Source organism: Streptomyces sp. NPDC057249 (assembly GCF_042669245.1).
Classification (GTDB): domain Bacteria; phylum Actinomycetota; class Actinomycetes; order Streptomycetales; family Streptomycetaceae; genus Streptomyces.
The window spans coordinates 39,462-62,130 of sequence record NZ_JBHUXS010000025.1 but is presented as its reverse complement, the minus strand read 5'-3'; the positions used below and the strand labels follow the sequence as shown (position 1 = coordinate 62,130).

The following is a 22,669-nucleotide window of genomic DNA, read 5'->3' as shown; positions in this document are numbered from 1 at the left end:
GTGGGAGCGGCATGTCGTCAGCGGGGCCGGCCGGACCGGGCGTCGCGGTGGTCGTCCGGTACTTCACCGTGGGCGGTCTGGAACGGGTGGTCACCTCGCTCGCCAACGAACTCGTCGGGCGCGGCCTCCCGGTCCGGGTGATCGTCCTCTACGCGGGCAAACGGAACGCGTTGCTGACGGAGCTGGACGAGCGGGTGGACGTCGTCGCCCTGTCCGGCTCGACCACCGCCCGCCTCCGTGCGCTGCGCACCCTGACCGAGGGCCGCGTGGTGCATGTGAACTTCGGCGACGGGCGCATCCACCCGCTGGTGCGGGCCGCGCTGCGGGACCGCCCCACGGTGGTGACCTGCCACTCCGTCTACAGCCACAAGCGCACGGCGCTGATCAACCGGGCGGACCGGTTCTGGTCGCGGTCGGTGCACACCGTCGTCGCCGTGTCCGAGGCCGTCCGCAGGTTCTGCGTGGACGAGGTCGGCATGGACCCGGCCAAGGTGGTCGTCGTGCCCAACGGGGTCGAGATCGAGCGGATCGGCCGCCTCACCGCGACGCACGACGGGCCGGCCGAACCGGAGGAGCTGTCCGTCGTCTCCCTCGCGAGCCTCTATCCGCACAAGAACCACGCCACACTGCTCGACGGGTTCGCCACGGCACACGAGCGGTGGTCCGGGCTGCGACTGCGGATGATCGGTGACGGCCCCGAACTGATCGGCCTGCACCGCGCCGCCCGGACCCTGGGCATCGCCGACGCGGTGGACTGGTACGGCGCGGTGTGGCGGCGCGACCAAGTGGTGCCACTGGTCGCCGCCGGCCAGGTCTTCGTCTCCGCAAGCCGGTTCGAGGGCATGCCGATCTCCGTCCTCGAGGCCATGGCGTGCGGTCTGCCCCTCGTCCTGTCCGACATCGCACCCCACCGCGAGGTCGCGGGCGACGCGGCCGTCTACTTCCCGGCCGACGACCCGGCCGCACTGGCCGCGCGGCTCGGCGACCTGGCCGGCGACCCCGCCCGGCGCGAGGCCCTGGCCGCGCGTGCGAAGGAGCGGGCCGCGGACTACGACGTCACCCTCCAGGCCACGCGCTACGCGGAGATCTTCGACCGAACGGCGCGCGGCGCATGACCGGGACGCGCACGGTGCGCGGCAGGCTCGTCACCGGCTCCGCCGCGCGGGACGCCGTCATCGCCGTCCACGGCGGCCGGGTCGCCGAGGTCGCCCCGGCACCGAAGGGCGGAACGGACCTCCTGATCATCCCCGGCCTCGTGGACATCCACTGCCACGGCGCCGGGGGCGCCGGATTCGACACCCCGCACCCGGACACCTGGCGGGCCGTCCGTGCCGCACACCTGCGGCGCGGCACCACCACTCTGCTCCCCACACTCGCCACCGCCACCGAGGACACCATGGCGGCGGCCCTCGCCACCGGCCGCCGTCTCCTCGCCGATCGGACCCCCGGCATCGCCGGCCTCCACCTGGAAGGCCCCTTCCTGGCCCCGGAGTTCCGCGGCGCCCACGCGGCGGAACTCATCCGGGCCCGCGTACCGGCGCCGCTGCCTCCGCCCGCGGACGACCTCGACGGGATGCGGATCATCACCTTCGCCCCCGAACTCCCCGGTGCCGAGGCGCTGCTGTCCGCCTGCGTGGACGCCGGTGCGACCGCGTCGGCCGGCCACACGGCGGCGACACCCGAGGACCTGGCCAAGGCGGCGGCGGCGGGGCTGAGCCATGTCGCCCACCTGTGGAGCGGCCATTCCCGGCTCACGCAGGACGGCCCGGAGCGCCGGCCCGGACTGCTGGAGGCCGTCCTCTCCTCCGACACCCTTACGGCCGAGGCGATCGCGGACGGCCGCCACCTGACCGCCGAACTGACCCGGATCGCCTACCGGTGCCTGGGCCCGGACCGGCTGTGCCTCGTCTCGGACGCCTCTCCCGGCGCGGGGCTGCCCGACGGCGCCTCGTTCACGCTGGCCGGCGGCACGGCGACGGTACGCGACGGTGTCGCCCGGTCCTCGGACGGCCGCACCTACTGCGGAAGCACCTCCTTCCTCGTGGACATCCTGCGCTTCGCCGTGCGCGGCGCGGGCATCGGCCTGACCGACGCCGTCCGCATGGCGACCACCACCCCGGCCCGCGTGGCCGGACTGGCACCGGGCACGGGCCAGGTCGTCGAGGGAGGCCCGGCGACCTTCGTCCTGCTCCGCCCGGACCTGACCGTCGCGGGCGTCGTCGAGGACGGTGAGCGCGTTGTCTGACCCACGCCCCGACCGCGTCGCCCTGCTCGGCCTCGGCCGGCGCGCCCTGACCACCTTCCTGCCGCTGTTCACCGCCGAGGACGGCCGCACCGACCTCGTCGCGGTGCTCGACCCCGACGCGGAGGCCCGCGCGCGCTTCCTGGACTCCGCCGGGCGGCCGGACGCGGCCCAGTACGCGGACGACCTGGCGGGCCTGCTCGGACGGACGCGGCCGGATCTGGTGATCCTCGCCAGCCCGGACCATGTGCACGCCGCCCAGATCGAGACGGCCCTGTGCCACACGGTGGACGTGTTCTGCGAGAAGCCGCTCGGTATCGGCGGCGACGACGTCTCCCGCGTCCTGCGCGCGGTCCGCGCCTCGGCCGCACGGGTCGTCGTCGGGCACAACCTGCGCTTCCACGCCTTGCACCGCGCGGTCAAGGACGCCATCGACGCCGGGCGGGTCGGACGCGTCACCAGCGTCTCGATGACCTACTTCCTGCTGCCCGGTCACGGCGAGTCCTACTTCCGGCGCTGGCACCGCCGCCGCGACCGCTCCGGCGGCCTGGAGATCACCAAGAGCTGCCACCACCTTGATCTGCTCACCTGGTGGATGGCCGATGTGCCCGTCCAGGTCATGGGCAGCGCATCCCGCGAACACTACGGCCTTGAAGGGGAGTTCGCGGACGCCGACATCGACGACACCGTTTCGGCCGCGGTCCGCTACGCGGGCGGCGGACTCGCGATGTACACGCTGGTCGGACGCGCCGACCGGGAGGGATGCTCGCTCCAGATCCAGGGCACCGGAGGCCGGATCGAGGCCGAGTGGGACGCCAAGGCGCCCCCCGGCGCCGAACACCTCGTCCGCGTCCTGCCGACCGGCGAGCCGCCCGCCAACCCCCGCATCCCGGTCGAGGCGGGCCGGCACGGCGGCGCCGACGCCCGGATGCTGAGCCACCGCTTCGCCCCGTGGAACCCCGGCACGGGCAACGTCGCGCACGCGGCCGTCGCCGTCACGGTGGGCGAGGCGATCACCCGCTCCAGCAGGGGCGGCCGCCCCATCGACATCTCCCGCACCGACGCCGTGCGGTACCTGCGAGGAACCCTGTGAGCATCTCCTACGCCATCATGGCCCACCCGACCCGCAGCCGTCTGGCCCAGGCGGTGGCCGAGCAACTCGCCCCGCAGAAGTGCACCGTCGTCCTGGACCCGGAGCCGTGGGGCGTCCCGGCGACGCTCCGCACCGCCGTGCGGGCCTGGGCCGCGATGGACCCCCAGGTCACGCACCACGTGGTGCTCCAGGACGACATCGTCCTGACCGCGGACTTCACCGCCCACATCGAGACGCTCACCCGCACCCACCCCGACCGCGCCGTCTCCCTGTTCACCGACTGGGGCAGCCGCAACGGCACCGTCGTCCGCCTCGCCGCACTGGAGGGGCGCCGGGTCGCCACGGCGATCCCCCAGTACACGCCGTGCCAGGCCATGGTCATGCCGCGCAGGCTCGTCGAGGGCTTCGTGGACCGTGCGTCCGCCTGGGAGGACCCCCTGGAGCCGGACGACAACGTGCTCCGCAAGTTCTTCGTCGAGCAGCGGGAGGAACTGCTGCTCTCGGTGCCCAACCTCGTCGAGCACCTGCCGGTCCGCAGCGCCATCGGCAACGACGGCCAGGGCCGCCGTGCCGCCGTCTGCCACGTCGAACGCCTCCCCACACCCTGGTTCGCCACCGACGACACCATCGGCCGGTACGACACGGTCGCCTTCCTGCGCGAGGCCCGGCTCTGGGCCTACAGCCGGCGGTCACCGGACGGAGTGCTGCACGCGCCGGGGACCGCCGCGATGGAATGGCACAAGGCCTACGTCGAGACCTGCCCCCAACTGTTCGGGTTCGACCTGCCGGCCATGCTCGACGGCTACCACGCGGACCTCGGACACCTGGCGACCGACGCCGTGCACGCGGCCATGGCGCTGGTCCCGCCCCAGGCCCTGTGGTCCCTGTGGGCGGCCGGCTACTGGCTCGCCCGCACGGCCGGGCCCCACCCCGTACGGCCGGTCACGGACGGCCTGGCCACGGCGGGCGAGCTGGTGCGCCGCGAGGCCGTCCGGACGCTGATACCGGGCGGGCTCTTCCCGGCCAGGAGCCACGCGGAGCTCGCCACCGACGCCGAAGTGCTGCGCCCCGTCCTCGACCTGGCGCTGGCCCGCGGCGCCGCCGACCACCGACCGCACCCGCAGGAGGCATGATGTCCGGCACACCGACGATGTCCATCGAGGACCTGGGGGACGGCGACCGGCTCACCGTCGGCGCCGCCGACCGCGAGCACGTCGTCGTCGTCCAGCGCGGGCGGGTCGTCGTCGAACAGACCGCTCCCACCGGCACCCGGCGCACCGAACTCGGTGGTCGCGCCGACGTGTTCGACGGCCGCGCGTCCGCCGTCATCGTCCCGGCCGGCCGCCGCGTCGACCTGATCGGCGCGGGCGCGGCACAGGTGGCGGTGGTGTCGGCACCGTCGGCCGACAAGGGCGAGGAGAGCGCCCTCGTCCGGCCCGACGACGTCGCCGTGGAGAGCCGGGGCAGGGGACACTGGGCCCGCGAGGTCCACGACATCGTGACCGGCCGGGGCACCGGCCCGCACCTCGTCGTGGGGGAGACCTTCAGCCGCGGGGGCGTCTGGTCCAGCTACCCGCCGCACCGGCACGCGAAGGACGACAGCCCCGACGAGACCCGGCACGCCGAGGTCTTCCACGTACGGGTCGAGCCGCCGACCGGATTCGCCGTGTTCCTCGACTACCCCGACGACACCCGGCCGGAGAACGCCCGCGTGGTGCACGACGGCGACATCGTGGACGGCGTCGAGGGCTTCCACTCGTTCGCCTGTGCCGGCGGCCACGAGCTGTACTACCTCTGGGCGCTGTGGGGCCAGGAACCCACGGCCCGGTTCCGGACCGACGCGCGGCACGCCTGGATCGAGGGCACGCCATGACGGCCGCCCCCACCCGGCTCCCGACCACGCGCGCGGTCGAGTGGACCGCGCGGGGCGAACTGCGCCTCGTGGACCTGCCGGCCCCGCAGGCCGAGCAGCCCGGTGACCTCGTCATCGAGGTGCGCGCCGCCCACTTCGGAGCGGCGTTGCGCCGGGCGGTGACCATCGGGCACCCGAAGATCCGCCCGCCCCGCGTCCTCGGCAGCCTCGTCGCGGGCGTCGTCACCGACGCGGGCGGCGACGCGCCCGCCCAGCCGGGCGACCGTGTGGTCGTCGATCCCCATCCGCCGTGCGGTACCTGCGACACCTGCGCCCGCGGGCTCCAGGCGCTGTGCCCGCACACCGCTCCCCCGGAGCCCGGCGGCCTCGCCCGGACGGTCCGCGTCCGCACCTCCCCGGCAGCGGTCGCCGTCCTCCCCGACACCCTCCCCTTCGCCACGGCCGTCCACGCCGAACTGCTGGCCTGTGTCCTGGAAGCCCTCGACCGGGGCCGCGTGCGGGAGGGCGACGACGTCGTCGTGCTCGGTACCGGCGCGCTGGCCCTGATGGCCGTCCAGGCGAGCCGACGGGCCGGCGCGCGCCGGGTGACCTGCGTGGCCCGCCGACCGGAGCGGGCCGCGCTGGCCGAACGCCTCGGCGCGACGGCGGTCCTCGGCGCACGGCTCGCCGTGCTCACCGACGAGGAGGTGCCGAAGGCGCCGGTCGTGCTGGAGATGTCGGGCGACCCGGCCGCCCTCGCGACGGCCTTCCGCCTCGCGGCCCCCGGCGCCCGGATCGTCGCGTTCAGCGGCTACCCACCCGGCACGACCGTGCCCCTCCCGGTCAACCAGTTGCACTACGAGGGGCTGCGTCTGGTGGGCAGCTACCACTACGCACCGGGCCGCTTCGGCCGGGCCGTCGATCTGCTGGCCTCCGGCGAGGTCACGCTCGACGGCATCCTCACCCACCGCCTCGGCCTCGCCGACGCCCCGCGCGCGCCGGCCGTCTCGGCGGACCCGCACTGCGTCTCCCTCGTCATCGAACCGCACATCGAACCGCACACCTGAGCCCTGCGGAAGGAACCATGCCTCACATCCTCGGCGCACCGTCCGTGCGCCCGACCCCGGCCGCGGCCGGCCACCTGCTCCGTCTCCGGAGGATTCTCGGGGCCGACGGGCGCACCACCGTCCTGCCGCTGGACCACGCGATCACCTTCGGCCCGCGAGGCGGCCTGGAGTCGGCGTCGTCCGTGATCGACGTGGCCCGCCGGGCGGGCTTCCACGCCGTCATGCTCCGTCCGGGCCTGGTCCCGGCCGTCCTCGACACCGACACCCGGGACCTCGGGATGATCCTGTGCGTGACCGGCCGCCTGGACCGGGGCGTGGACCACGTGCTCCTCAACAGCGTCGAGCAGGCGGCGGCGAGCGGCGCCGACGCGGTGTGCGCCGAGTTCAAGCTCGGGTCGGACGGCGAGCTGGCCAACGCCCAGGTCGTCAGTACCGTCGCCGAGGAGGCGCACCGGATGGGGCTGCCGTTGCTCGTCACGGTCTACGCGCTGCCGGACATCCTGGACCGCAACGGCACGGACGCCCATGTCCACGCCTGCCGCATCGCCGAGGAGCTGGGCGCGGACCTCGTCAAGAGCGGCCTCCCGGACGACGAGGAGGTGGTCCGCCGCTGCGTCGCGGCCACCACCGTCCCGCTGATCGTCGCCGGCGGCACCGCGGACGGACCGGACGCGCTGGTCGGCCGGGTGGGCCGGGCTGTCGCCGCCGGCGCCGCCGGTGCCGCCGTCGGCCGGGGGATCTGGGGCAGCCCCGACCCGTACGGCACCGCCCTGCGCGTCCGCCGCGCCGTCGCCGGCGACGCCCCGGCCGCGGCCCCCGGACCCCGCGCATGACGGACACCACGAGCGCGCCCACCGCACCGTCGCTGTTCCGCAACCGCGACTTCCTGCTGCTGTGGATCGGCCAGATGATCTCGCAGCTCGGCAACGCGGTCACCAACTTCGCGCTGCCCGTGCTGGTGCTCGGGATCACCGGGTCACCCGCGCGGACGGGCCTGGTCCTGGCCGCCCAGCAGATCCCCTATCTCCTGCTGGGGCTGCACGCGGGCGTGCTCGTGGACCGCTGGGACCGGCGCCGGACGATGATCGTGGCCGACGCCGTCCGGTTCGCGGTCCTCGGCGCGGTCGCGGTCACCGCGTACACCGGTGACCTGGAACTCCGGCACCTGCTGGTCGCCGCAGTCGTCACCGGAGCCGCGTTCACGTTCTTCGACATCGCCGACAACTCCTCCTTCCCGCGCGTGGTGGGCGCCGGGCAACTGCCCCGCGCGGCCTCCCTGTCCGAGGGCGGCGGTACGGCGGCCCAACTGCTGGGCCCGCTGGTGGCCGGCCTCCTGCTCGGCCTGGGCGGCACCCGGCTCGAAGGGTCCGCCTTCACCTACGGGCTCGACGCGATGACCTTCCTGGCCGGGATCGCCCTGCTGCTCGGCATCCGCCGGCCCCTCCAGGAGCCACGCGATGCCACGGCGGCCGTCGAGCCGGTGCGCAAGGCGCTCGCCACCGGCGTCACCTTCCTGGTCCGCCACCGGGAACTGCGCCTGCTGGCGGGACTCAACTTCGTGGTGTGCGGGCTGCTCGCCCCCATCCAGCTCATCCTGCTCACCCGAGGCGCCGTGGACGACGTCGCCACGGAGCGGCTGTCCCTCGTCTTCACGCTCGGCGGCATCGGCGGGATCGCCGGCGCCGCGCTGACGCCCGTGCTGCGCGACCGGCTGGACCACCGCAAGGTGATGGTCCTGGCGACCGCGGTCTGGGGCGCCGGCACCGCACTCGCCGCCGCCGGGTCCGGCCTCCTCCCGCTGGTCGGGTCCTGGACGCTCTTCTCGCTGATGGTGCCGGTGTACTTCTCGACGATGTACGCGCACCGCGTCACCCTGATCCCCGACCGGGTGCTCGGCCGGGTGAACAGCATCTACCGGCTCCTGTCCCAGGCGTCGCCGCCGGCCGGTGTCGCACTCGGCGGGGCCCTCATCGGCTGGGCCGGCGCCGAACCGGTCGCCCTCGCGCTCTCGGCCGCCTTCCTGCTGACCGCCGCGCTGACGTGGACGGCCCTCGCCCCGGCGGCCGGCCCGCCGGACCCGAACGACGCCCCGGAGCACCCGAACGACGCCCCGGAGCACCCGGCCGGCCCGACGACCCCCCTGGACGGCGACACCCCCCGGCACTCCATGGACATGGCCCACTTCGACCGGGCGTACGCCAAGGCGCACGACCCCTGGTCCACCCTGACCTCCGCCTACGAACGCGAGAAGATCGCCCTCGCACTCGCCGCCCTCCCGCGCGAACGGTACGGCGAGGCCCTCGATCTGGGATGCGGCGTCGGCGCGCTGACCGAGGAACTCGCCCGCATCGCACGCTCCGTGGTCGCCGCCGACGGGTCCGAGGGCGCGGTCGCACAGGCCACCGAGCGGCTGGCGCACCTCGGCCACGCCACGGTCCGCCACCTCCTGCTGCCGCCCCGGTCGGCTCTCGGCGGCACGTACGACCTGGTCGCGATGTCCGAGGTCGGCTACTACCTGACACCCGGTGACCTGCACACCACCGTCCGGGCCGTCGTGGACGCCATGAAGCCCGGCGCCGACCTCCTGCTCGTCCACTGGTCGCACGACCACCCGGACCACCGGGTCACGGGCGCCGAGGTACACGAGGCGTTCGCCGCCCACCCCGCCCTCGAACCCCTCTCGCGAGGCCGGCACACCCTCCACGGCAACTCCTTCCAGATCGATGTCCTGAGGCTGACGCGGCACGGCGCCGGCCCGCGCTGAACGGAGACACATGAGAGCCAACCCCCCTGCCCCCGAGGGCGGCGGCACCCGCTGGCCGTCCCTCCGGCACGCTGCCGGGGAGATCGCCGAAGGCGCCCTCCAGGAGGTGCGGTCCGGCACCCCGGACACCCTGTGCCCACCCGGGGCGATGGAGGCGCTGCGGGCATCGGAGCTGCTCCACGCCACGCTTCCCGAAGCGCTCGGCGGCTCCGGCCTCGGCGACCCGCGCACACCCGGCGCCGTACGCGCGCACCTCGACGTCCTCCGGATTCTCGGCGCGGGCTCGCTCTCCACCGCCAGGATCTGGGAAGGCCATGCGAACGCCCTCCAGCTCATCGAGGCGTTCGCCGGCCCCGACGCCCCGGCGATCCTCGGCGGGATCGTCGCAAGCGGCGCCGTCGTCGGCCTGTGGAACACCAACGACCAGCAGGACAAGGCCCGGCTCACCGCCCGCCCGGACGGGACCTACCTCCTCACCGGAGGCAAGAGCTTCGCCTCGGGGACGGGCGTGTGCACGGTCGCCCTCGTCGGCGCGACCCTGGTGGCCGACGGCGAGGAGAAGGGCTGGCAGCTCGTACTCGTCGACACGACCGACGAGACGGTCAGCACCGACCTCTCCTGGTGGGACGTCCTGGGCATGCGCGGCTCGGTGAGCGGACGGATCTCGTTCGCCGGCACGGTCATTAAGCCCGACCGCCTGGTCGGCGGGACCGAGGACTACCACCGCCAGCCCTGGCTGATCGCCGGAGTCGCCCGTTACGCCGCCGCCCAGCTCGGCGCGGCGGAACAGCTGCTGACCGAGCTGCGCACCGCCCTGCGGTCCGGACGGCGGGGCACCGACGACGTCCAGCTGGGTCGCGTCGCCGAGACGGCCAGGCTGCTCGAAGGCGGCCGGCTCTGGCTCGACCGGGCCGCCCTGCTCACCGAGGAGAACGGGCCGGCCTTCGACACGAGCACTCCGGTGACCGAGGACGTCACCGAGGGCCTGGAGGAGTACGCGGCGTACCTGGGCATGACCCGGCTGACCGTCGAGGACGCCTGCCTCCAGACCATGCGGCTGGTGGAACAGGCCCTGGGGTCGAGGTGTTTCGTCCGCCCGTCCGTGATCGAACAGATCCACCGCGACCTGACCGTCTACCTCCGGCAGCCGGCACGGGACGCCACCGTCGCGCGCGTCGGCCGCTGGGCGCTCCAGCACGAGGGATCGACGCGGTGAGCGCGGCGACGCCCGGCGAGCGCGCCCCGCGCCTCGTCGTTCTCGGCCTCGGCTACGTAGGACTGCAGCTGGCCGCCGCCGCGGCCGCGAGCCTCACGGTGACCGGCGTGGACATCGACGCGGGGATCGTCGCGCGCCTGCGCCGGGCCGACTCGCACATCGACGACATACCGTCCGAGACGCTCGCACCGCTCCTGGCCGACCGGAGCCTCGTCGTCACGGACGATCCGTCGGCCGCCGCGCACGCCGACGTGGTGGCGATCTGCGTGCCCACTCCGCTGGACGGGCGGGGCGACCCGGACACCGGCAGCATCACGCGCGCGGCCCACGACCTCGCTCCCCGTCTGAGCCCCGGCACGCTGGTGATCCTGGAGTCCACGTCCTACCCCGGAACCACCGAGGACCTGGTCCTGCCCATCCTGGAGACGAGCGGGCTGCGCGCGGGCACGGACTTCCACCTCGCCTTCTCCTCCGAGCGCATCGACCCCGGAAACCGGCGCTTCGACGTGCGCAACACCCCCAAGGTCGTCGGCGGCCTCACCGAGCGCTGCGCCGATCTCGCCGTCGCGTTCTACCGGCGGATCACCCCCGAGGTGGTCCGGGCATCGGGCATCCGCGAGGCGGAGATGTCCAAGCTGCTGGAGAACACCTACCGCTACGTCAACGTCGCCCTCGTCAACGAGCTGGCCCAGGTCTGCGAACGCCTCTCCGTCGATGTGTGGGAGGTGATCCGGTGCGCCGGCACCAAGCCCTTCGGCTTCCAGACGTTCACCCCGGGGCCCGGAGTCGGCGGCCACTGCATCCCCGTGGACCCGCACTACCTGGGCTGGCTCACCCGGCAGGCGACCGACCGGGACTTCCACATGATCACCGCCGCGCGGCAGATCAACGACGGCATGCCGGCCTACGTGGCCGACCGCGTCGCCACCGCGCTCGCCGGAGCGGGCGTGGACGTCGACGGCGCCCGCGTCCTCCTGCTCGGCGTGACGTACAAGCCCGACGTGGCGGACGACCGGGAGTCCCCGGCCTACGCCCTGGCGTCCGCACTCACCCGGCGCGGCGCGCACCTCTACTACCACGACCCCTACCTCACGTCCTGGGCACCGGCGGACGCCACGGTCCACCGCGCCGAGAACCTGGAGGAAGAGGCCGCCAAGGCGGACATCACCGTCCTGCTCCAGCCGCACACGGCCTACGAGTCCCTGGCACTTCCGACCGCGGCCCGCCTGGTCTTCGACACACACGGCGCCCTGACCGGAGCGAACGTGGTGCGGCTGTAGTCCCGCGTGACGGTGATCACGGAATGCTGTGAAGGAAGCGGCGCACCGGGCCCGCCGCCTTCCCCCAGCTGTGTGGGATTTCGTGAGACATGAGAGGGTGCGGGGCGTGAGTGATACACCGCCGAACACCCTGCAATACCGCTTTGACGGGCCGGAAGACGCCCCGGTCCTGGTCATCGGCCCCTCACTGGGTACCACCTGGCACATGTGGGACCGACAGATACCCGAGCTCACCCGGCACTGGAGAGTCTTCCGGTACGACCTCCCCGGTCACGGCGGCGCCCCCGCCCGGCCCGCGACCGCCGTGGCGGAGCTGGGTGACCGGCTGCTCGCGACGCTCGACGGGGTCGGCGTCCAGCGGTTCGGGTACGTGGGGTGCTCCATCGGCGGGGCGATCGGCGTGGACCTGGCGCTGCGGCACCCGCACCGGGTGGCCGCGCTCGCACTGGTGGCGTCCTCGGCCCGGTTCGGCAGCGCGGACGAGTTCCGGCAGCGCGGCGTCATCGTCCGTACGAACGGCCTGGAGCCCATGGCGCGCACCGCGCCCGAGCGCTGGTTCACGCCCGCCTACGCCGCCGCGCAGCCCGCCATCGTGGAGTGGGCCGTCCAGATGGTGCGGACCACCGACCCGGGGTGCTACATCGCCGCCTGCGAGGCCCTGGCCGCGTTCGACGTCCGTACGGAACTGAGCCGCATCCCCGTCCCCACCCTCGTCGTGGTCGGGGCGGAGGACCGGGTGACCGGGCCCGGGGACGCGCGCACCCTGGTCGCCGGGATACCGGACGCCCGGCTCGCGCTGGTGCCCGGGGCCTCGCACCTGGCGCCCGTCGAGCAGCCCGGGGCGGTCACCGATCTCCTGCTGACCCACTTCTCCACCGCCTGGCAGGACACCCAGGCGGCCATCCCGATGCCCGACTCCGTGCCCCGGCTCTCCGCCCCCGTCCAGCCCGTCGCGGAGATCGCCCCCGCCGGACCGGCCCCCGAGGCGGCGGCCGGCGGGCGCCCCGACCCGTACCCGCCGGGCATGCGGCTGCGGCGCGAGGTGCTGGGCGACGCGCAGGTGGACGGGGTCATGGCCGCCGCCGACGACTTCACCGGGGACTTCCAGGAACTGGTCACCCGGTACGCCTGGGGAGAGGTGTGGAACCGGGAGGGACTGGACCGGCGCACCCGCTCCACCGTCACGCTCACCGCGCTCGTCGCCTCCGGGCGGATGGAGAGCCTGGCCGCCCACACCAGGGCCGCTCTCCGCAACGGCCTCACGCCCACCGAGATCCGCGAAGTGCTGATGCAGACGGCCGTGTACTGCGGGGTCCCGGCCGCGAGCGCCGCCTTCACCATCGCGCAGTCGGTGATTCGGGCGGAAACGACGCCGCCCGCGTAGCAGGATGGAGTCATGAGCAGCCACCCCGGGAACGCCGCGCCGACCCTGACCAAGCAGTCGCACTCCTGCATCCGCCTGGAGAAGGACGGGCGCACGCTCGTCATCGACCCGGGCGGCTTCTCGGAGGGCGACGCGGCGATCGGTGCCGAGGCGATCCTCGTGACGCACGAGCACCCCGACCACTTCGACGAGGGCCGGATCAGGGCCGGTCTCGAAGCCGACCCGGCGGCCCGGGTCTGGACCCTGCGCAGCGTCGCGGAGCGACTGGGCGCCGCCTTCCCGGGGCGCGTCCACACGGTCGGCCACGGCGACACCTTCTCGGCCGCCGGATTCGACATCGAGGTGCACGGGGAGCTGCACGCGGTGATCCACCCGGACATCCCGCGCGTCACCAACATCGGCTTCCTCGCCGACGGTCAGGTCTTCCACCCCGGCGACGCCCTGACGGTGCCCGGCCGGGCCGTCGACACGCTGCTGCTGCCGGTGATGGCTCCGTGGAACAAGATCTCCGAGGTCATCGACTACGTCCGCGAGGTGAAGCCGCGCCGCGCGATCGACATCCACGACGCGCTCCTCACCGACCTGGCCCGGCCGATCTACGACCGCCAGATCGGCGAGCTGGGCGGCTCCGACCACGGCCGGATGACACCGGGCGACTCGACGGGCCTGTGACGGCCGCCGCCCCCGCGGCTGTCAGTGGCAGGCGTTAGGTTTACGTACATGCGCATCGCCACCTGGAACGTCAACTCGATCACCGCCCGCCTGCCGAGGCTGCTGGCCTGGCTGGAGAGCAGCGGCACCGACGTGCTGTGCCTCCAGGAGACCAAGTGCACCGCCGAGCAGTTCCCCGCCGACGCGCTCCGCGAGGCGGGCTACGAGTCCGCGGTCAACGCCAACGGGCGGTGGAACGGGGTCGCGCTGATCTCCCGCGCCGGCCTCTCCGACATCGTCCTCGGCCTGCCCGACGGCCCGGCGTACGAGACGGCGCAGGAGCCCCGCGCGATCAGCGCGACGTGCGGCCCGGTGCGCCTCTGGTCGGTGTACGTGCCCAACGGCCGCGAGGTCGCCCACGAGCACTACGCGTACAAGCTGCGCTGGCTGGAGGCGCTGCGCAAGGCGGTGGCCGCCGACGCCGCCGGTGCGGCCCCCTTCGCCGTGCTCGGCGACTTCAACGTGGCCCCGACCGACGAGGACGTCTGGGACCCGGCCCTCTTCGAGGGGGCCACGCACGTCACGCCCGCCGAGCGCGAAGCCCTGGCCGCCCTGCGCGCCGAGGGCCTGTCCGACGTCATGCCCCGCCCCCTGAAGTACGACCGCCCGTACACCTTCTGGGACTACCGCGAGCTGCGCTTCCCGAAGAACAAGGGCATGCGCATCGACCTCGTCTACGGCAACGCCCCCTTCACCGCGGCCGTGCGGGACGGCTACGTGGACCGCGAGGAGCGCAAGGGCAAGGGCGCCTCCGACCACGCCCCGGTGGTCGTGGACCTCGACCTCTGAGCGGCGCCCGGGCCTCGCGTTCCGTGAACGCACGGTGACCGTGTGGTGTTCGGCACTCGAACGACAGGCCGCGCGCCCTGTGGTGCGCGGCCGTGCCGGGATGCGATTCTGAGTGGTATGAACATCCCTTTCTTGGACAACTGGCGTAAGCGTCACGACGGGACGCGGAAGACGGGCCTCGCGGGCGCCGTCGACGCCGATCCGGAGGGCGTGGCCGAACTGCTCGCCGAGTGCGAGCTGCTCCGGGTCCGGGTGGGGGAGTACGGCATCGAACTGGACGACAGTCCCGCCTCGTTGACGGCCCTCGACCAGCTGGTGCCGCGCTGGCGCGACGACCCGGAGGAGCTGCCCTGGCTGGGCAACGACGCGGGGCTCTACCTGGGCACGGTCCTGGTGCGCGACGTCCCCGGGGCGCACTGGCACATCTGGCCGAGCGGTCAGCCCGTCGTGCGGCTCGCCTCGGGCCGCGAGATCGACGTCGTCGCGGCGGGCCTCGACTGGGCGATGTCCGGCAGCCCCGAGCTGTCCCAGGTGTACGCGGAGTCCGCCGAAGGCTGACCCGCGCACCGCGGGGAACCGGGCGAAGCGATAAGAATCCTTTTGCCCCATTGGTGCGTGTCGGTCGAGAAGTCCCTTGCCGGGCTGGTTAGTTTGCGCTGACCTCGACCGAGCGACAAGTGGGTAGGGCAGCGTATGGCCGTCGATCCGTTGATCGAGCTGCGAGACGTCAACAAGTACTACGGGAAGTTGCACGTACTGCAGGACATCAATCTCACCGTCGGCCGCGGGGAGGTGGTGGTGGTCATCGGCCCGTCCGGCTCCGGGAAGTCGACGCTCTGCCGGACGATCAACCGGCTGGAGACCGTCGAGTCCGGCCACATCGCCATCGACGGCCGGCCCCTCCCCGAGGAGGGCCGGGGGCTGGCCCAGCTGCGGGCCGAAGTCGGCATGGTCTTCCAGTCGTTCAACCTCTTCGCGCACAAGAGCGTCCTCGCCAACGTCTCCCTGGCCCAGGTCAAGGTGCGCAAGCGCAAGAAGGACGAGGCGGACCAGCGCTCCCGGGAACTGCTGGACCGGGTGGGGCTCGGCGCACACGCCGACAAGTTCCCCGCCCAGCTCTCCGGCGGGCAGCAGCAGCGCGTCGCCATCGCCCGCGCCCTCGCCATGGACCCCAAGGCACTCCTGTTCGACGAGCCGACCTCGGCGCTCGACCCGGAGATGATCAACGAAGTCCTCGAAGTGATGCGGCAGCTCGCCCGCGAGGGCATGACCATGGTCGTCGTCACCCATGAGATGGGATTCGCCCGCTCCGCCGCCAACCGGGTCGTCTTCATGGCCGACGGCTGCATCGTGGAGGACCGCGCCCCGGAGGACTTCTTCACCTCCCCGGAGAGCGACCGGGCCAAGGACTTCCTGTCCAAGATCCTCAAGCACTGACGGGAGGCCCTGAGTTGCGTACGAGGAAACTGCCGGCCGTCTGCGCCGGCCTCCTGCTCGCCCTCCTCGCCGCCGCCTGCGGCAAGGAGGGCAGCCCACCGGTCAAGGGCCCGAAGGCCGACCAACTGCCCGTCTACCAGGTCGACGAGGACTTCCGGCTGCCGGACTCCCGTACCTGGCGGAACGCGAAGAAGCGCGGCTACCTCCGGGTGGGCGCCAAGGAGGACCAGCCCTACCTGGGCGAGAAGGACCCCGCCACCGGCGTCTACTCCGGCTTCGACATCGAGATCGCCCGCATGATGTCCGCCTCGCTGGGCTTCGACCCGAAGACGATCCGCTTCAAGACCATCGCCTCCGCCAACCGCGAGACCGCACTCCAGAACGGACAGATCGACTACTACGTCGGCACCTACACCATCAACGACATGCGCAAGAAGCTCGTCGGCTTCGCCGGGCCCTACTACATGGCGGGCCAGGGGCTCCTGGTGCGCACCGACGAGGACGACATCCACGGCCCGCAGGACCTGGCCGGCAAGACGGTCTGCTCCGCCGCGGGCTCGACCCCGTACCAGCGGATCGCCGCCGACTATCCGAAGGCGAAGCTGGTCGCGTACGACACGTACTCGATCTGCGTCGACAACCTGCTGACGTTCCAGGTGGACGTCGTCACCACCGACGACGCGATCCTGCTGGGCTTCGCCGCCAAGGCGCCCGACGAGATGAAGGTCGTCGGCAAGCCGTTCTCCGAGGAGCCGTACGGCATCGGGGTCCCGCGCAGCGACAACGCGCTGCGGTTCGCACTCGACGACGCGCTGGAGGAGAACCAGAAGAACGGCAACTGGAAGAAGGCGTTCGAGGCGACCCTCGGCCTGTCCGGCGCGCCCGCGCCCGAGCCGCCGCCCATCGACCGCTACCCGGCGAACTGAGAGGACGGCCCGCTCCATGGACGTACTCACCGACAACTTCTCGCTCTACGGCAAGGGCTTCCTCGGCACCGTCGAACTCACCGTCTGGGCCTCCGTCCTGGCGCTGGTCCTCGGCTTCGTCATGGCCTCCTTCCGGGTGGCGCCCGTCGGCTCGCTCCGGGTGTTCGGCACCGTATGGGTGACGGTCCTGCGCAACACCCCGCTCACCCTGCTCTTCTTCGCCGTGCTCCTCGGCCTGCCGCGCTTCGGGCTGGTCCTGCCGTTCAACGTGTTCGCGATCCTCGCGCTGGGCTGTTACACCTCCGCGTTCATCTGCGAGGTGCTGCGCTCCGGCATCAACACCGTGCCCACCGGGCAGGGCGAGGCCGCCCGCAGTCTCGGGATGACCTTCGGGCAGAGCCTCGGCGCCATCGTGCTGCCGCAGGCCTTCCGCTCGGTGATCCCGCCGATCGGCTCGACGCTCATCGCACTCGCCAAGAACTCGGCGATCGCCGGCGCGTTCAGCGTCACCGAACTCCTCGGCACCTACAAAACCCTGAACGAACTGGGATACAGCATCATCTGGACCTTCGTGTGGATCGCCGTGGGGTACCTGATCATCACCCTCGCCATCAGCGCGCTCTTCCACGTCATGGAAAAGCGCTGGGGAGTCGCCCGATGACCGCCCACTCCGCCCCCACCGCCAGCGCCCTGTACGACATCCCCGGGCCGCACACCCGCAAGAGGCACCGCCTCTACGGAATTCTGTCGACGGTCCTCATCCTCGCCCTGATCGGATGGGTGATCTATCTCCTCTTCGACACCGACCAGTTCACCGCCGCCAAGTGGACGCCCTTCGAGTACAAGGGCATCCAGGAACTCCTGCTGCGCGGACTCGGCAACACCCTCAAGGCGTTCGCGTACGCCGCCGTCCTCTCCCTGGTGCTCGGCGCCGTCCTCGCGGTCGGGCGGCTGTCCGAGCACCGCCCGGTGCGCTGGGTGGCGACGGTACTCGTCGAGTTCTTCCGCGCCATGCCCGTGCTGGTGATGATCTTCTTCATCTTCGTGGCGCTGAAGGTGCAGCCGCTGCCCGCGCTGGTCGCCGGACTGACGCTCTACAACGGCTCGGTGCTCGCCGAGGTGTTCCGCACCGGCATCAACTCCGTCGAGCGCGGGCAGCGCGAGGCGGCGTACGCACTCGGCATGCGGAAGACGCAGGTCACCACCTTCGTCCTGGCGCCGCAGGCGATCCGCGCGATGCTGCCCACCATCATCAGCCAGCTGGTGGTGGCCCTGAAGGACACCTCGCTCGGCTACCTCATCACCTACGAGGAATTCCTCCACGCGGGCAAGCTCATCGCCTCCAATTTGGACTACGATCTGCCTTTCATCCCCGTGGTGATGGTGATCTCACCGATCTACATCGGGATGTGCATGCTGCTCTCCTGGTTCGCCACCTGGGTGGCGAGGCGGCAACGGCGCAATCCGAAGACGGAGGCGGTGGGCGTCGGACCGGCACAGCCCGGAACGCTCATGCCGGGAGGGCGGTAGAAGGACGGGAGCAAGGTCCGCCCGGCAGCAGCCGGTGATCACTTCTCGCACGCGGGAAGAAGGTCAGCTGCGCGCCGGCGGACCGGTCAGCCGAGAGCGCTCCTCGTCCGCCACGCGTCCCAGGAGACGTTCCACGCCCCGTAGCCGTTGCCCTCCGCGACCGTGCCCTTGGTCTCCGCGCCCGTGATCTCGAACGGGTCGCCGACGCGGGCCTGCCGGTAGAGGGCGGCGGCGTCCGCGTCGCTCATCCCGACACACCCCGAACTGTGGTTGGCCCGCCCGAAGTACGCCGCGTTCCACGGCGCGGCGTGGGCGTACATGCCCGACCAGGTCAGCCGCATCGAGTAGTCGACCATCTTGTCGTACGTGTGGCCCAGGCCCACCGTCTCGGAGCGCATGTTGATCGTGCCCTCCTTCGCCATCAGCACGGCCGTCCCCCGCCACGACCGCTTGTCGCCGCCCGGGGTACCGCCCGACACGGGCACGTCCATGACCGTGCGGCCGTCCCGCTCCAGCGCCAGCCGGTGCCGGTCCAGGTCCACCTTCACCACCTGGCTCGCCCCCACCGTGAACGTCGTCGCGTAGTCCCGCACGAAAAAGCCGCCCTCCGGACCCGAGTCGACGCCGTTCAGCTCGGCGTCGAGCGTGATGCGCGTCCCGGACTTCCAGTACTCCTTCGGACGCCAGTCGACGCGGTCGCGGCCCGAGTAGTCGCGCAGCCAGCCCCAGGAGCCCTCGGTGTGGTTCGAGGTGGACACCTTGAGCGCCTTCTCGACGGCCGCCTTGTCCTTGACCGGGTTGTCGAACACGATCGACAGCGGCTGGGCGATGCCCACCGTCGTGTTCTTGCCGGGCGCCAGCGTCAGCTTGTTCACCTTGTCCGCCGCCCTCGTCGTGAAGGAGGCCGTGTCGCGGCTGCCCGCCGTGTCGTGCGCCTCCACGCGGTACGCCGTGCCGGGCGCCGCCATCCGGTCGGACGTCCAGGTCCGGCCGTCGGCGGATATCCGGCCGGTGAGCGCGCCGCCCTTCCCGGCCGTGACGGTCACCTCACGGAGCTTCCCGGCCGCCAGGGTCACCGTCACCGGCTTGCCCGCGACGGCCGCGGTGCCGTGCGGGCTCACCGAGATGGCGGCCGGCGCCGCCTTCGCGGGGGCGGCGTCATCGCCCTTGTCCGACGCGGCGGCGCCCCCGGAACAGGCCGTGAGGGTGACGCCGAGCACCGCGCAGCCGGCGATCAGCGCGAGCCGGGCGGGGCGCTGCGGGCGCGCCGGTGTCAGGAATGCGGGAATCAACGGAAACCTCCGGGGCCGTGCTCGGTCATCGGTGAAGAGGAACGCATCGGAGCCTAAGTTCCGTAAATCCGCGGAAAAGCAGGAATTCCTCGTGTGACGGCAAGTGCGGCGCAACGGTCATCGTCCGGTCACATTCGGCGCGCGAACCCGTCACGGACCGCTGTGAGCATCCTGTGCAGCCCCGCAGAGCAGACCGCGGGGTCCACGAGGGAGGGCCACCGACATGTCAGCGCTGCTCGCGACCGGAGACCGCAGCAGGGAACGGGACCTACGCATCCACGGCCTCACGGCGGACGAGCACCGTGCCCATCTGGCCACGCTCGCGGACGCCAGCTTCCTGCAGTACCCCTCCTGGGCCGGGGTGAAGGAGGGCTGGTCCTCGGAAAGGCTCGGCTGGCACGACGACGACGGCACCCTGAGCGGAAGCGCACTCGTCCTGTACCGGCAATTCCCGGGCACCCGGAAGTACTTCGCCTACCTTCCGGAGGGCCCGGCCGCCGACTGGGCCGACCCCGGGATGGACCGCTGGCTGCGCCCCCTGCTCGCGCACCTGCGCGCGGCCGGGGCGTTCGCCGTACGCATCGGACCCGGCCCCGCCTACCGCCGCTGGACCGGCGCCCGCCTCAAGGCCGCCACCGGCCCCGGGCGCACCGTCGGCGACGTCCTGGCCAGCGAGGTCGACCCGCTCGGCGCGGCCGTGGCCGACCGGCTGCGGGCGCGCGGCTGGCGGCGCTGCGGCGGGGACGGCGACGACGCGGACGCCCAGCCCCGGTACGTGTTCCGGGTGCCGCTCGCCGGGCGCACCACCGACGACCTGTGGTCCGGGCTCAATCAGGAGTGGCGCCGCAACGTCCGCCGCGCGCACAAGGCCGGGGTGCGGATCGTGACCGGGAGCGCCGCCGAACTGCCCGAGTTCCACCGGCTGCTGAGGATCACCGAGGAGCGCGACGGCTTCCGGCTCGGCCGCTCGCTCGGTTACTACCAGCGCCAGTACGCCGTGCTCAACGCCGAGGAGCCCGGCCGCATGAAGCTCTGCCTCGCCGTGCACGACGGTGAGATCCTGGCCGCCCACACCATGATCAGCACCGGCCGGCGGGTCTGGTACCAGACGGGTGCCTCCGCCGACCACCGCCGTGAGGTCCGCCCCAGCAACGCCCTGCAGTGGCGGATGATGTGCGACGCCCTCGAAGGCGGCGCCGAGGTCTACGACATGCGCGGGGTATCCTCCACCCTCGATCCCGGTGACCGGCCCTTCGGGCTGCTGCGCTGGAAGCTGGGCACCGGCGGGGAGGTCGTGGAGACCCTCGGAGAATGGGAGACATCGGTGGGCGGAGCCGCCAACAACACGCTGTACCGGGCGTTCCAGGCCTACCTGGCGCGCCGGTGACGGCCGCCGACGCCGCCCCGGAGGCGGTCGCCCCCGAGGAGCGCGGCGCGCGCGGCTCCGGCTCGGTACTGCGCAGCGGCGCCCTGATGGCCGCCGGGTCCGTCGTCTCGCGGGCCACGGGGTTCGTACGCTCGGCGGTCGTCGTCGCCGCGCTCGGCACCGGACTGCGGGCCGACGGGTACACCGTGGCCAACACCGTGCCCAACATCCTGTACATGCTGCTCATCGGCGGCGCCCTCAACGCGGTCTTCGTCCCCGAACTCGTCCGGGCCGCCAAGGAGCACAGCGACGGCGGAGCCGCCTACACCGACCGCCTGCTCACCCTGTGCACGGCGGGCCTGCTCGCCCTCACCGCGCTCGCCGTCCTCGGCGCACCGCTGATCATCCAGGTGTACGCCCCGACCTACGACGGGGAGCAGGCCGAACTCACCATCGCCCTGGCCCGCTACTGCCTGCCGCAGATCCTCTTCTACGGCCTGTTCACGCTCCTCGGCCAAGTGCTCAACGCCCGCGACCGGTTCGGCGCGATGATGTGGACGCCGGTCCTCAACAACCTCGTGATCATCGCGGTGTTCGGGCTCTACCTCTGGACGGCCGCGAGCTCCGACGGCACCCTCAGCCCGGCGCAGGCGCAGGCGCAGTGGCTGGGCTGGGGGACCACGGCGGGCATCGCCGTGCAGAGCCTCGCCCTGGTGCCCTCGCTGCGCGCCGCGAGGTTCCGCTGGCGGCCCCGGTTCGACTGGCGCGGCAGCGGACTGACCCGTCCGCTGCGTGCCGCCGGCTGGCTCGTCATGCTCGTCCTCACCAACCAGGCCGCGTACTGGGTGATCACGCGCCTCTCCACCGCGAGCGGCCAGCACGCCGTGGACCAGCACCTCGCGGGCGGCGCCGGCTACACCGCGTACAGCTACGCCTACCAGCTCTGGGTCGTGCCGCAGGGCATCGTGACCGTCAGCCTCGTCACCGCGCTGATGCCCCGCATGAGCCGGGCGGCGGCGGGCGGCGACCTCGCCGGGGTGCGCCGGGACCTGTCGTACGCGCTGCGCACCTCCGCGGCCGTGGTGGTCCCGGCCGCCGCGCTGCTGCTGGCGCTCGCACCCTGGGTGATGGGCTCGGTCTTCGGCTACGGGCGCACCGGACCGGCGGACATCACGGTGATGGCCGGCATGATGGCCGCGTTCGCCCCCGGGCTCATCGCCTTCTCCGGCCAGTACGTGCTCTCGCGCGGGTTCTACGCGATGAGCGACACCCGTACGCCGTTCCTGCTGAACCTGGTCATCGCGGCCCTCAACGCCGGACTCTCGGTCGTCGCCTATCTGACGCTGCCCGCGCGCTGGGCGGTGACCGGCATGGCGGGCGCGTACTCCGTGGCCCTGCTCACCGGCTTCGCCGTCACCGCGTACGTGCTGCACCGCAGGCTCTCCCCGCGCGGTGCGCCGCGTTCTCCGCTCGGCCGCTCGCCCGGGATGCGGGCGCACGTACGGCTGGTCGCCGCGTGTGTGCCGGCCGGTGCGCTGGCGTACGCGGCGGCCCGCGCCGTCGACACGGACGGCTCGGGGCTCGGGGACTTCGCCGCGCTGGGCGCAGGGACGGCCGTCCTCGTCCTGGTCGTGGCGGGGCTGGCCCGGCCGCTGGGGCTCACCGAGGTGAGCGCCGCGCTGACCGCCGCCCGGGGCCGGCTGCGACGCGGCTGAAGCGG

General features: G+C 72.8%; 21 protein-coding genes. 20 read left to right on the top strand and 1 reads right to left on the bottom strand.

The features are described from left to right. Positions 1-11: 11 nt before the first annotated feature. From ACFUJY_RS32120 to ACFUJY_RS32035, 18 genes are all read left to right on the top strand, one after another. Positions 12-1,115, top strand: coding sequence for a glycosyltransferase family 4 protein (locus ACFUJY_RS32120; RefSeq protein WP_383306154.1), 1,104 nt, complete (start codon positions 12-14; stop codon positions 1,113-1,115). Then, a complete protein-coding gene (locus ACFUJY_RS32115) occupies positions 1,112-2,245 on the top strand; it encodes an N-acetylglucosamine-6-phosphate deacetylase (RefSeq protein WP_383306152.1) in 1,134 nt (377 codons plus the stop codon). Before ACFUJY_RS32120 ends, ACFUJY_RS32115 begins: the two co-directional genes overlap by 4 nt. Beyond that, a complete protein-coding gene (locus ACFUJY_RS32110; protein ID WP_383306150.1) occupies positions 2,238-3,335 on the top strand; it encodes a Gfo/Idh/MocA family protein in 1,098 nt (365 codons plus the stop codon). Before ACFUJY_RS32115 ends, ACFUJY_RS32110 begins: the two co-directional genes overlap by 8 nt. Continuing rightward, positions 3,332-4,468 carry a hypothetical protein gene (locus tag ACFUJY_RS32105; RefSeq protein WP_383306148.1) on the top strand — a complete coding sequence of 379 codons (1,137 nt, stop codon included), beginning with the start codon at positions 3,332-3,334 and terminating at the stop codon, positions 4,466-4,468. Before ACFUJY_RS32110 ends, ACFUJY_RS32105 begins: the two co-directional genes overlap by 4 nt. Beyond that, positions 4,468-5,208, top strand: a complete 741-nt coding sequence (locus ACFUJY_RS32100; protein WP_383306146.1) for a 5-deoxy-glucuronate isomerase — start codon at positions 4,468-4,470, stop codon at positions 5,206-5,208. The genes ACFUJY_RS32105 and ACFUJY_RS32100 overlap by 1 nt, the downstream gene beginning before the upstream one ends. Next, positions 5,205-6,254 carry a zinc-binding dehydrogenase gene (locus ACFUJY_RS32095; RefSeq protein ID WP_383306144.1) on the top strand — a complete coding sequence of 350 codons (1,050 nt, stop codon included), beginning with the start codon at positions 5,205-5,207 and terminating at the stop codon, positions 6,252-6,254. The genes ACFUJY_RS32100 and ACFUJY_RS32095 overlap by 4 nt, the downstream gene beginning before the upstream one ends. A gap of 17 nt (positions 6,255-6,271) precedes the next feature. Continuing rightward, positions 6,272-7,087 (top strand): class I fructose-bisphosphate aldolase, encoded by an 816-nt coding sequence (locus ACFUJY_RS32090; protein WP_383306142.1) that lies wholly within the window; start codon positions 6,272-6,274, stop codon positions 7,085-7,087. Continuing rightward, on the top strand, positions 7,084-9,018 hold the full coding sequence (locus tag ACFUJY_RS32085; protein ID WP_383306140.1) for an MFS transporter: 1,935 nt from the start codon (positions 7,084-7,086) through the stop codon (positions 9,016-9,018). Before ACFUJY_RS32090 ends, ACFUJY_RS32085 begins: the two co-directional genes overlap by 4 nt. A 10-nt stretch (positions 9,019-9,028) precedes the next feature. Continuing rightward, positions 9,029-10,234: a hypothetical protein gene (locus tag ACFUJY_RS32080; protein ID WP_383306138.1), complete on the top strand. Its 1,206-nt coding sequence runs from the start codon at positions 9,029-9,031 to the stop codon at positions 10,232-10,234. Then, positions 10,231-11,514: a nucleotide sugar dehydrogenase gene (locus tag ACFUJY_RS32075; protein ID WP_383306136.1), complete on the top strand. Its 1,284-nt coding sequence runs from the start codon at positions 10,231-10,233 to the stop codon at positions 11,512-11,514. Before ACFUJY_RS32080 ends, ACFUJY_RS32075 begins: the two co-directional genes overlap by 4 nt. Positions 11,515-11,620: 106 nt before the next feature. After that, the gene (locus ACFUJY_RS32070) at positions 11,621-12,898 is read left to right on the top strand and encodes an alpha/beta fold hydrolase (protein ID WP_383306134.1); all 1,278 of its coding nucleotides are present in this window, start codon (positions 11,621-11,623) and stop codon (positions 12,896-12,898) included. 12 nt (positions 12,899-12,910) lie between these two features. Then, positions 12,911-13,570 carry an MBL fold metallo-hydrolase gene (locus ACFUJY_RS32065; RefSeq protein WP_383306132.1) on the top strand — a complete coding sequence of 220 codons (660 nt, stop codon included), beginning with the start codon at positions 12,911-12,913 and terminating at the stop codon, positions 13,568-13,570. A gap of 48 nt (positions 13,571-13,618) precedes the next feature. Beyond that, a complete protein-coding gene (locus tag ACFUJY_RS32060; protein ID WP_383306130.1) occupies positions 13,619-14,398 on the top strand; it encodes an exodeoxyribonuclease III in 780 nt (259 codons plus the stop codon). 117 nt (positions 14,399-14,515) lie between these two features. Then, positions 14,516-14,956 (top strand): DUF6278 family protein, encoded by a 441-nt coding sequence (locus tag ACFUJY_RS32055; RefSeq protein WP_383306128.1) that lies wholly within the window; start codon positions 14,516-14,518, stop codon positions 14,954-14,956. A 135-nt stretch (positions 14,957-15,091) separates the two neighbouring features. Then, a complete protein-coding gene (locus tag ACFUJY_RS32050; RefSeq protein WP_383306126.1) occupies positions 15,092-15,835 on the top strand; it encodes an amino acid ABC transporter ATP-binding protein in 744 nt (247 codons plus the stop codon). Between the two features lie 14 nt (positions 15,836-15,849). Continuing rightward, positions 15,850-16,761 carry a glutamate ABC transporter substrate-binding protein gene (locus ACFUJY_RS32045; protein ID WP_383306124.1) on the top strand — a complete coding sequence of 304 codons (912 nt, stop codon included), beginning with the start codon at positions 15,850-15,852 and terminating at the stop codon, positions 16,759-16,761. Between the two features lie 16 nt (positions 16,762-16,777). After that, positions 16,778-17,422 carry an amino acid ABC transporter permease gene (locus ACFUJY_RS32040; protein ID WP_383306122.1) on the top strand — a complete coding sequence of 215 codons (645 nt, stop codon included), beginning with the start codon at positions 16,778-16,780 and terminating at the stop codon, positions 17,420-17,422. Continuing rightward, positions 17,419-18,291 carry an amino acid ABC transporter permease gene (locus ACFUJY_RS32035; RefSeq protein WP_383306120.1) on the top strand — a complete coding sequence of 291 codons (873 nt, stop codon included), beginning with the start codon at positions 17,419-17,421 and terminating at the stop codon, positions 18,289-18,291. Before ACFUJY_RS32040 ends, ACFUJY_RS32035 begins: the two co-directional genes overlap by 4 nt. An 86-nt stretch (positions 18,292-18,377) precedes the next feature. Here ACFUJY_RS32035 and ACFUJY_RS32030 read toward each other — a convergent pair whose 3' ends face one another. Next, positions 18,378-19,583, bottom strand: coding sequence for an Ig-like domain-containing protein (locus ACFUJY_RS32030; RefSeq protein WP_383306118.1), 1,206 nt, complete (start codon positions 19,581-19,583; stop codon positions 18,378-18,380). 223 nt (positions 19,584-19,806) lie between these two features. Here ACFUJY_RS32030 and ACFUJY_RS32025 point away from each other — a divergent pair, with 223 nt between their 5' ends. Both ACFUJY_RS32025 and murJ read left to right on the top strand, forming a co-directional pair. Continuing rightward, positions 19,807-20,970, top strand: coding sequence for a lipid II:glycine glycyltransferase FemX (locus ACFUJY_RS32025; protein WP_383306116.1), 1,164 nt, complete (start codon positions 19,807-19,809; stop codon positions 20,968-20,970). Beyond that, entirely contained in the window at positions 20,967-22,664 is a 1,698-nt protein-coding gene (gene murJ / locus ACFUJY_RS32020; RefSeq protein WP_383306114.1) for a murein biosynthesis integral membrane protein MurJ, read from the top strand. Before ACFUJY_RS32025 ends, murJ begins: the two co-directional genes overlap by 4 nt. Positions 22,665-22,669: the final 5 nt, after the last annotated feature.